Origin of the sequence: Paracoccus denitrificans (genome assembly GCF_900100045.1) — a bacterium.
In the GTDB taxonomy this organism is placed as follows: domain Bacteria; phylum Pseudomonadota; class Alphaproteobacteria; order Rhodobacterales; family Rhodobacteraceae; genus Paracoccus; species Paracoccus denitrificans.
Genome location: NZ_FNEA01000027.1, coordinates 45577 through 54453 on the forward strand (window position 1 = coordinate 45577; position 8877 = coordinate 54453).

7 protein-coding genes and 1 pseudogene are annotated in these 8877 nt (G+C 66.0%); 2 read left to right on the forward strand and 6 right to left on the reverse strand.

Annotation, left to right across the window (positions count from 1 at the left end; translation table 11 throughout):
• Window positions 1–60: 60 nt before the first annotated feature.
• Complete coding sequence (locus BLT64_RS20060; RefSeq protein WP_011747644.1) at window positions 61–1653, forward strand: lysine--tRNA ligase; 1593 nt, start codon at window positions 61–63, stop codon at window positions 1651–1653.
• A gap of 140 nt (window positions 1654–1793) precedes the next feature.
• On the forward strand, window positions 1794–4088 hold the full coding sequence (locus tag BLT64_RS20065) for a hypothetical protein (protein WP_074810555.1): 2295 nt from the start codon (window positions 1794–1796) through the stop codon (window positions 4086–4088).
• A gap of 36 nt (window positions 4089–4124) precedes the next feature.
• Here BLT64_RS20065 and BLT64_RS20070 read toward each other — a convergent pair whose 3' ends face one another.
• The 6 genes and pseudogenes from BLT64_RS20070 to BLT64_RS20095 all read right to left on the reverse strand — a co-directional run.
• The gene (locus tag BLT64_RS20070; protein WP_011747646.1) at window positions 4125–4610 is read right to left on the reverse strand and encodes a pyridoxamine 5'-phosphate oxidase family protein; all 486 of its coding nucleotides are present in this window, start codon (window positions 4608–4610) and stop codon (window positions 4125–4127) included.
• Between the two features lie 57 nt (window positions 4611–4667).
• Window positions 4668–5681: an oligopeptide/dipeptide ABC transporter ATP-binding protein gene (locus BLT64_RS20075; RefSeq protein WP_011747647.1), complete on the reverse strand. Its 1014-nt coding sequence runs from the start codon at window positions 5679–5681 to the stop codon at window positions 4668–4670.
• A complete protein-coding gene (locus tag BLT64_RS20080) occupies window positions 5678–6733 on the reverse strand; it encodes an oligopeptide/dipeptide ABC transporter ATP-binding protein (protein ID WP_011747648.1) in 1056 nt (351 codons plus the stop codon). Before BLT64_RS20080 ends, BLT64_RS20075 begins: the two co-directional genes overlap by 4 nt.
• Before the next feature lies 1 nt (window position 6734).
• Window positions 6735–7658 (reverse strand): ABC transporter permease subunit, encoded by a 924-nt coding sequence (locus BLT64_RS20085; RefSeq protein ID WP_011747649.1) that lies wholly within the window; start codon window positions 7656–7658, stop codon window positions 6735–6737.
• 3 nt (window positions 7659–7661) lie between these two features.
• Window positions 7662–8579 carry an oligopeptide ABC transporter permease OppB gene (gene oppB / locus BLT64_RS20090; RefSeq protein WP_011747650.1) on the reverse strand — a complete coding sequence of 306 codons (918 nt, stop codon included), beginning with the start codon at window positions 8577–8579 and terminating at the stop codon, window positions 7662–7664.
• A 66-nt stretch (window positions 8580–8645) separates the two neighbouring features.
• A pseudogene (locus BLT64_RS20095) lies at window positions 8646–8877 on the reverse strand (oligopeptide ABC transporter substrate-binding protein OppA); the annotation flags it as partial.

Sequence of the window (8877 nt, forward strand, 5' to 3'; positions counted from 1 at the left end):
TTATTGACCAAACCGCCGCGTTTCAATACGGGGAAAGTTCCGAGAAATGGAGAACTCCCGATGACCGCCCTGCGTGATGCCGCGATGAAATCCAAGGCCTGGCCTTTCGAGGAGGCCCGCCGCGTGCTGAAACGCTATGAGAAGAAGGACCCAGAAAAGGGCTATGTGCTGTTCGAGACCGGCTACGGCCCCTCGGGCCTGCCGCATATCGGCACCTTCGGCGAGGTGGCGCGCACGACGATGATCCGCCGCGCCTTCCAGATCATCTCGGACATCCCGACGCGGCTGTTCTGCTTTTCCGACGACATGGACGGCATGCGCAAGGTGCCCGACAACGTGCCGCAGCAAGAGATGCTGCGCCAACACCTGCAAGAGCCGCTGACCACGGTGCCCGATCCGTTCGGCGAATATGGCAGCTTCGGCGCGCATAACAACGCCATGCTGCGCCGGTTCCTGGACACCTTCGGGTTCGAATACGAATTCATCAGCGCGACCGAGTTCTACAAGTCCGGCCAATTCGACGAGACGCTGCTGAAGGCGGCCGAGAAATACGACGCCATCATGGAGGTGATGCTGGCCTCGCTGCGCGAGGAGCGCCAGCAGACCTATTCCTGCTTCCTGCCGATCAGCCCCAAGACCGGCAAGGTGCTTTACGTGCCGATCAAGCATGTCGATGCCAAGGCCGGCACCATCACCTTCGACGACGAGGACGGCGAGGAACTGACGCTGCCGGTCACCGGCGGCCAGGTCAAGCTGCAATGGAAGCCGGATTTCGGTGCCCGTTGGGCGGCGCTGGACGTGGATTTCGAGATGTATGGCAAGGATCACTCCACCAACACCCCGATCTATGACGGCATTTGCAGGATCCTGGGCGGGCGGGCGCCCGAGCATTTCACCTATGAGCTGTTCCTGGACCAGCACGGCCAGAAGATCAGCAAGTCCAAGGGCAACGGGCTTTCGATCGACGAATGGCTGACCTATGCCGCGACCGAGAGCCTGTCCTATTTCATGTTCCAGAAGCCCAAGACGGCGAAGCGGATGTATTTCGACGTCATCCCCAAGGCGGTGGACGAATATCACCAGCAGCTGCGCGCCTATCCCGACCAGACGGTCGAGCAGCAGTTGGCCAACCCGGTCTGGCACATCCATGGCGGCGAGGTTCCGGCCTCGGACATGGTGGTGCCGTTCCAGATGCTCCTGAACCTCGCCTCGGTCGCGGGGGCCAAGGACAAGACCGGGCTTTGGGGCTTCATCCGCCGCTATGCGCCCGAGGCCAGCCCCGAGACGAACCCGACGCTGGACCAGGCCGCCGAATTCGCCGTGCGCTATTTCAACGATTTCGTGGCCCCGACGCGCAGCTTCCGCGCGCCCACGGAAATCGAGCGCCGGGCGCTGGAGGACCTGGCCGGGCGGCTGGCGGCATGGGCCCAGCCCGCCGATGCCGAGGCGCTGCAGACCATGGTCTTTGCCATCGGCCGCGAACACGGGTTCGAGCCGATGAAGGACTGGTTCCAGGCGCTTTACCAGGTGCTGCTGGGTGCCGATCAGGGGCCGCGCTTTGGCGGTTTCATCGCGCTTTACGGCGTGGACGAGACCCGCGCGCTGATCGAACGCGCGCTGGCCGGCGAACTGGCGGCCGAGACGACCGCCTGATCCGGCACCGGAAATGCCATGTTGCGCGCGGCCGCGTTGTCGCGCGCGCATGGTTAACGGCCGGTTAACGCGACATTGCCAGTTTCCTACCGGACCGCGCGGGCATCAGCCCCGCAAGTTCTGGATGAGGGAGAATTGGCATGACCATTGCGATTATCGGCAACCAGTCGTTGATGCCGCGCGCCTTTCGACTGGGCCTGAATCAATGGTCCCGGACCGATGGCCGGGCAGGGTCTCCGACCTGGGCGGGGGCGGCGAACGCGGCGATCGTGCCGGCGGACGAGGATTTCGGAAGCTGCCTCGAGATCCTCAAGCAGGAGGCGGTGACGCAGGTCCGCTACATGCAGCGCACGCCGATCAATCCGGGCAGCTATCTGCGCATCTCGGCCAGGGTCAAGGCCATCGCGGGCAACCTGCCGCAGGTGCGCATCGCCGCCTTCGCCGGCAATGCCGCCGGCAACAACGTGGCGGGCGTGCCGCAGACCGGGCCTTCGGTCACGCTGCCAGGCTACGGCCAGGTGGTCGAGGTGGCGGCCATCGTCGGCACCGGCCGGCGCGAGGGCGTGGATATGCCCTGGGGGCGCAATGCGACCTTCGGCCATTTCGGCCTGGACCTGACCGGCGACAACAACGGCTCGATCCGCATCGAGAGCATCGTGATCGAGGACGTGACCGCCGCCTTCGTCCCGGGGATGCTGGATTGGGTCGACGTGCGCGATTTCGGCGCCATCGGGGACGGGACGGCCAATGACCGCGGCGCCTTCGTCGCCGCCGACCAGGCCGCTGCCGGTCGTCAGGTGCTGGTGCCCGAGGGCAGCTATTTCATCGGTTCGGACCTGAGCATGTCCTCGCCCATGCGCTTCGTCGGCACGCTGAGCATGCCGCGCACGGCGCGGCTGGCGCTGACGCGCAGCTTCGACTTTCCGACCTATGCCGCCGCCTTCGGCGACGAGACCGAGGGGATGAAGCGCGCGTTGCAGGCGCTTCTGGGCTTTACCGACCATTCGGTGCTGGATCTGTGCGGCCGCAACGTGCATCTGTCCGAGCCGATCACCATCGCCGACGCGGTGCCGGGCATGACCAGCTTTGCCAACCGCCGGGTGATCGCCAACGGCCAGATCAGCATCGTGCCCGGCGCGGCCTGGGACAGCCGGGTGGTGACCTCGACCGCGACCTATAACCCGGCGCAGTCGCAGGTGCTTTCCGCCGTCGGCAACATCGCCAATATCGAGGTCGGCGCGCGCGTGACCGGCAACGGCGTCGGGCGCGAAGTCTATGTCATGGCCAAGAACGTGGCGGCCGGCACGCTGACGCTGTCGCTGCCGCTTTACGGGGGCGCGGGGACGCGCAGCTACAGCTTTACCCGTTATCGCTATGCCGTCGACTTCTCCGGCATGGAGCATCTGAGCCGCTTCAATTTCGACGATGTCGAGTTCCTGCTGGAGGGCAATGCCAGCGGCGTCATGCTGGCCAAGACCGGCAACATGAACTGTTTCCGCGACTGCTATTTCACCCGGCCCAGGGATCGCGGCATCACCTCGATCGGCACGGCCTGCCAGGGCATGCTGGTGGACCGCTGCGAGTTCCTGTCGAACGAGATGGGCGATCTGGCGCAGAACCGCACGACCGTCGCGCTGAACGTCAACAACAACGACAGCAAGATCCGCCACAGCCGCTTTATCCGCTTCGCGCATTTCGCGGTGATGAACGGCGGCGGCCACATGATCGAGGGCAACCACTGGTTCCAGGGCGACAATGCCCAGAACGGCGTGCGCTTCGGCGGGCTGGTGCTGACCCAGACCAATGTGCAGGCGACCGTCACCGGGAACTATGTCGACAATTGCTCGATCGAATGGACCAACGAGCACGATCCCCATCCGAATTTCGACGGCGAGGAATATTCCTTCGGTGGGCTGACGATCACCGGCAACACCTTCCTGGCCTCGAATACGACGCCGGGCTTCAACTGGCTGGTGGTCAAGCCCTATGGCAACGGGCATTTCCTGCACGGCCTGGCGGTGATGGGCAATGTGTTCAAGTCGCTGTTCAACAAGATCACCCGCATCGACCGGGTGGACACCACTTTCGCCGACCTGAACTATCAGCGCATGCGCAACATCCAGTTCCAGGGCAACATGTTCAACGGTGTGAACATCTTTGTCGCCAATCCGATCGATATCACCCACAGCCAGGCCACGGCCTCGAACCGCTGGCTGATCACGGTGGACAAGGCGCTGCCTTTCAACGGCTGGGTGCGCAATGTCGAATCCGTGGTCGCCACCAGCGCCATCACCAATGCCGCCAATGCCCGCATCTCCGAGATGCCCTGGGTGCAGACGCAGCTGGTGGCGAACCAGCGCCAGATCGCGGTGAACTGGAATACGGCGGCGCGCGGCTCGGTCAGCATCCGGGCGCGGATGGACAACCCGGACTGAGGCAGGATTGCCGGCTTTCCTGCGGCCCTCGGCGGATCACTCCGCCGGGGGTTTCAGCATGTCCGACGCCGTCAGCTTGAACGCCTGGCCGAATCCGGCATTGAGCAGGCCCGAGACCGGCTCGATCCGCCAGAAGCGGAAATCCGGCAGGTCCAGATAGACCTTGGCCTTGGGATCGCGTTCCAGCCAGCGGGCGCGGCGGTTCTCGTCCGGCTCGGCCGGGACGGCACGGCCCAGGATCGACAGGCGGGCATGGGTCATGGCGTCGCCCTTGGCGGCCTCGGCGGCGATCAGCAGCCCGGCGCGGGGGTCGACGGCCAGCGCGCGCGCATGGGCGGCAAGCCCCGCCAGCAGGGCAAGCGGCACGCCGTCCGCATCGGTTTGCAGTGCGATGCGGGTTACCAGGGGCACGCCCGTCTCGGGGTCGAGCGTGCCGAGGCTGGCATGGCGCGCTGCCTCCAGCAATTGCCGGGCGAGGGCGCGGGCCTCGTCGGTGGTTTCGCGAATCGGGTCGATCTTCATGGCGCCATGCTGCGCCGGCCATGTCGCGGCCGGCAAGCGGGTTTTCAACGAAATCTGTCAGGCTTTGATCGCCAGTTCCTCGGGGCGCAGCGCGCCGGGGAAATGGCAGGCGGTCAGATGCGCGCCGCTCCCTAGCGCCGGCCTTTCGCTGGCACAAAGGGCCTCGGCGCGCGGACAGCGGGTGCGGAAGACGCAACCCGAGGGCGGGCTCATCGGCGAGGGCAGCTCGCCCCGCAGCGGGATCATCCGCTTGTCGCGCTCAAGCTGGGGGTCGGGGATCGGCACGGCCGAAAGCAGCGCCTGCGTATAGGGATGGCGCGGCTCGGCGTAAAGCGCCTGCGATTCGGCCAGTTCCATCACCCGGCCAAGATACATCACCAGCACCCGGTCGCTGATATGCTTTACCACCGACAGGTCATGGGCGATGAAGATCAGCGCCAGGCCAAGATCGCGCTGCAACTCGTCCAGCAGGTTGATGACCTGCGCTTGGATCGAGACGTCCAGCGCCGAGACCGGCTCGTCGCAGATCACCAGCTTGGGCTGGACGATCAGCGCCCGGGCGATACCGATGCGCTGGCACTGGCCGCCGCTGAACTCGTGCGGATAGCGGTTGATCTGGTTCGGCAGCAGGCCGACGCGGTCCATCATGTCCTTGACCCGGACCTTGACCTCGTCGCGGCCCAGGCCCTTGTGATGGGTGGTCAGCGGCTCGGCGATGATCTGGCCGACGGTCATGCGCGGGTTCAGGCTGGCCAGCGGGTCCTGGAACACCATCTGGATCTGGCTGCGATATTTCAGCATCCTGCGCGCGGAAAGGCCGATCAGGTCGGTGCCGTCCTGCCAGATCGCCTGTCCCGTCGCCGGGACAAGGCCGATCAGCGCCCGGGCAAGGGTCGATTTGCCCGAGCCGGATTCGCCGACGATGCCCAGCGTCTCGCCCGGCATCAGGGTGAAATCCACCCCGCCCACGGCATGCAGCAGCCGCGGCCTGGCCCAAGGGAGCGCGCCTTGCGCGGGAAGCTGGAAGCTGACGCGCAGGTCGCGCGCCTGGATCAGCGGCTTGGCGGTCATGGCCGGGCCTCCTGGAGGACGCTTGCCGGCATCTCGTCCAGATCGGCGGCGGCGGGTTCGGGCAGGTCGGGCTGCGGCGCATGGCCGGCGCGCACCGTGGCAAGGCCGGCATGACAGGCGCGCTCGCGCCCCGGCGCAAAGGGGTCGAACGGCGGCATGGTTTCGCAAACCGGCATGACATAGGCGCAGCGCGGCGCAAAGGGGCAGCCGGGGGGCGGGTTGGTCATGTTGGGCGGGCTGCCGGGAATCGCGGCCAACTGCTCGCCCTGCTGGTCCAGTCGCGGGATCGCCGCCAGCAGACCCTGGGTATAGGGATGCGCGGGATCGGCAAAGACCGGCCCGACCGGCGCGCGCTCCATCACCCTGCCGCCATACATGACCATCACCCGTTCGCAAGCGCCCGCGACCACGCCCAGGTCATGGGTGATCAGGATCATCGCCATGCCGAATTCGCGGCGCAGATCGGCCAGCAGCTCCATGATCTGCGCCTGCACGGTCACGTCCAGCGCCGTGGTCGGCTCGTCCGCGATCAGCAGTTCGGGGCGGCAGAGCAGCGCCATGGCGATCATCACCCGCTGGCGCATCCCGCCGGAAAACTCGTGCGGGTAAAGCCGGATGCGGCCCCGCGCATCGGGGATCTTCACGGCGTCGAGCATGCGCGCGGCCTCGGCCACCGCTTCGCGCTTGCCCATGCCCTTGTGCAGCATCAAGACCTCGGCCATCTGGTCCGAGACGCGCATATAGGAGTTCAGGCTGGTCATCGGGTCCTGGAACACCATGGCGATGCGGCGGGCGCGGATCCTGTTCAGCACCTTCGGGGTCGCGTTCAGGATCTCGGCCCCGTCGAAGCGGACCGAGCCCGCGGCGCGGCCGTTCCTGGCCAGCAGGCCCATGACGGCAAAGGCAAGCTGCGACTTGCCCGAGCCCGACTCGCCGACGATGCCCAGCGTCTGGCCGCGTTCCACGTCCAGGTCGATGCCGTTCACGGCCGAGACCTCGCCGTCGGTGGTGGCGAAGCGCACGTTCAGGTCGCGGATTTCCAGCAGGGCCATGTCAGCGATCCTTGGGGTCCAGCGCATCGCGCAGGCCGTCGCCGACGAAGAAGAAGGCAAACAGCGTGATGCAGAAGAAGAACAGCGGAAAGGCCAGTTGCCACAAGGTGCCGTAGTTCATCGTCCCCGCGCCCTCGGAGATCAGCGCGCCCCATGAGGTCAGCGGTTCCTGCAAGCCGAGGCCGAGAAAGCTGATGAAGCTTTCCGACAGGATCATCAGCGGCACCAGCAGCGTCGCATAGACCGCGACCACCCCCATCAGGTTCGGCACGATATGGCGCAGGATGATCCGCCATGCCGGCACGCCGGTGGCGCGGGCGGCCTCGATGAATTCGCGGTTCTTCAGGCTCAGGGTCTGGCCGCGCACGATGCGGGACATGTCGAGCCAGGAAATCAGGCCGATGCCCAGGAACAGCATCGACATCGAGCGGCCGAAGATGACCAGCAGCAGGATCAGCACGAACATGTAGGGGATCGACATCAGCACGTCGACCATGCGCATCATCACCGCATCGGTGCGTCCGCCGACATAGCCGGCCGTCGCGCCGTAAAGCGTGCCGACCACGACCGCGATGCCGGCGCCGATCAGCCCGACCATTAGGCTGACCTGCGTGCCCTGCACGGTGCGCGAGAACAGGTCGCGGCCCAGGTCGTCGGTGCCGAAGTAATGCCCGTTCTCCCAGCTTGGGGCGCCCAGCAGCGCGGCCTGGCCCATGATCGAGAAATCCATTTCTTCGTTCGACCATGCGGCAAGCTGGCTGCCCAGCAGCGCGAACAGCCCGACCAGGATCAGCACCACCAGGCTGACCATGGCGGCCTTGTTGCGGCGAAAGCGGCGGCGGGCGTCGGCCCAGGGGCTGCGGCCCTTGACCTCGGGCTGGGCCAGGCGCGCGGCCAGCGATTGCATCTGACGGGCGTCGATCATGGCTCAATACCGGATCTTCGGGTCGATCCAGGCGTAGAGCACATCGACCACGAGGCTGAAAAGGATGGTCAGCGCACCGACGAGGATGGTGATCCCCATCATCACCGCATAGTCGCGGTTCAGCGCCGAATCGACGAAGCTGCGGCCGATGCCGCCGGTCGAGAAATACATGTCGATCACCACCGAGCCGGTGATCATGGTGACGAAGGCCGGGCCGAGATAGCTGATGACCGGCAGCATGGCGGGCTTGAGCGCATGGCGCAGGATCACCGCGCGCTCGGGCAGGCCCTTGGCGCGGGCGGTGCGGATATGGTTCGAGCCCAGCACCTCCAGCATCGAGGACCGTGTGATGCGCGCGATCGAGGCCATGAAGCTGGTGGACAGCGCCACCACCGGCATGATCCAGTAGATCGGCCCGCCCCAGCCGCCGCCCGGCAGCCAGCCGAGCCACAGCGTGAAGACCAGCACCAGGATCGGCGCCATGACGAAGTTCGGCAGCACCTGCGCGCCGATCGAGATGCCGACGGCGAGGTAGTCCATCCAGCTGTTCTGCCGGATCGCCGCCGCCACGCCCAGGGCCACGCCGACCGCCACCGCGACGACGAAGGCGACGCCGCCATAGGTCAGCGTCACCGGAAAGCCGGCGGCGATGATCTGGTTCACCGAACGGTCGGGATAGACGAAGCTGGGGCCGAAATCGAAATGCGCCACGATCCCCCAGACATAGCCCGCGATCTGCCGCCACAGCGGCTCGTCCAGCCCGTATTTCGCGTTCAGGTTGGCCAGCACCTGCGGCGGCAGGGCGCGTTCCTGCGTGAAGGGGCCGCCGGGCGCGGCATGCATCAGCAGGAACGAGACGACGATCAGCAAAAGCAGCGTCGGAATGGCGACCGCAAGCCGCCGCAGCATGAAGCCGAACATGCGCAGGTTCCCAGGGGCAGGTGCCGGACAGGATCGGAAGGGCGGCGCACGGGCCGCCCCCGAGGCTTATTTCTGGATGCGGTAGATGTCCTTGGCATACCAGTCGTTCATCACGTTCTCGGTCGGCAGGCCCTTGATGTCGTCGCGGATCATGTCGACCTTGGAATATTGATAGACCGGGACCAGCGGCATGTCCTCGGCCAGGATCTTCTCGGCCGCGGTATATTGCGCGTTCGGGTCTTCCGAGGTCTTGGACTGATCCATCAGCCTGTCGAATTCCGGGTTGGAATACTTGCCG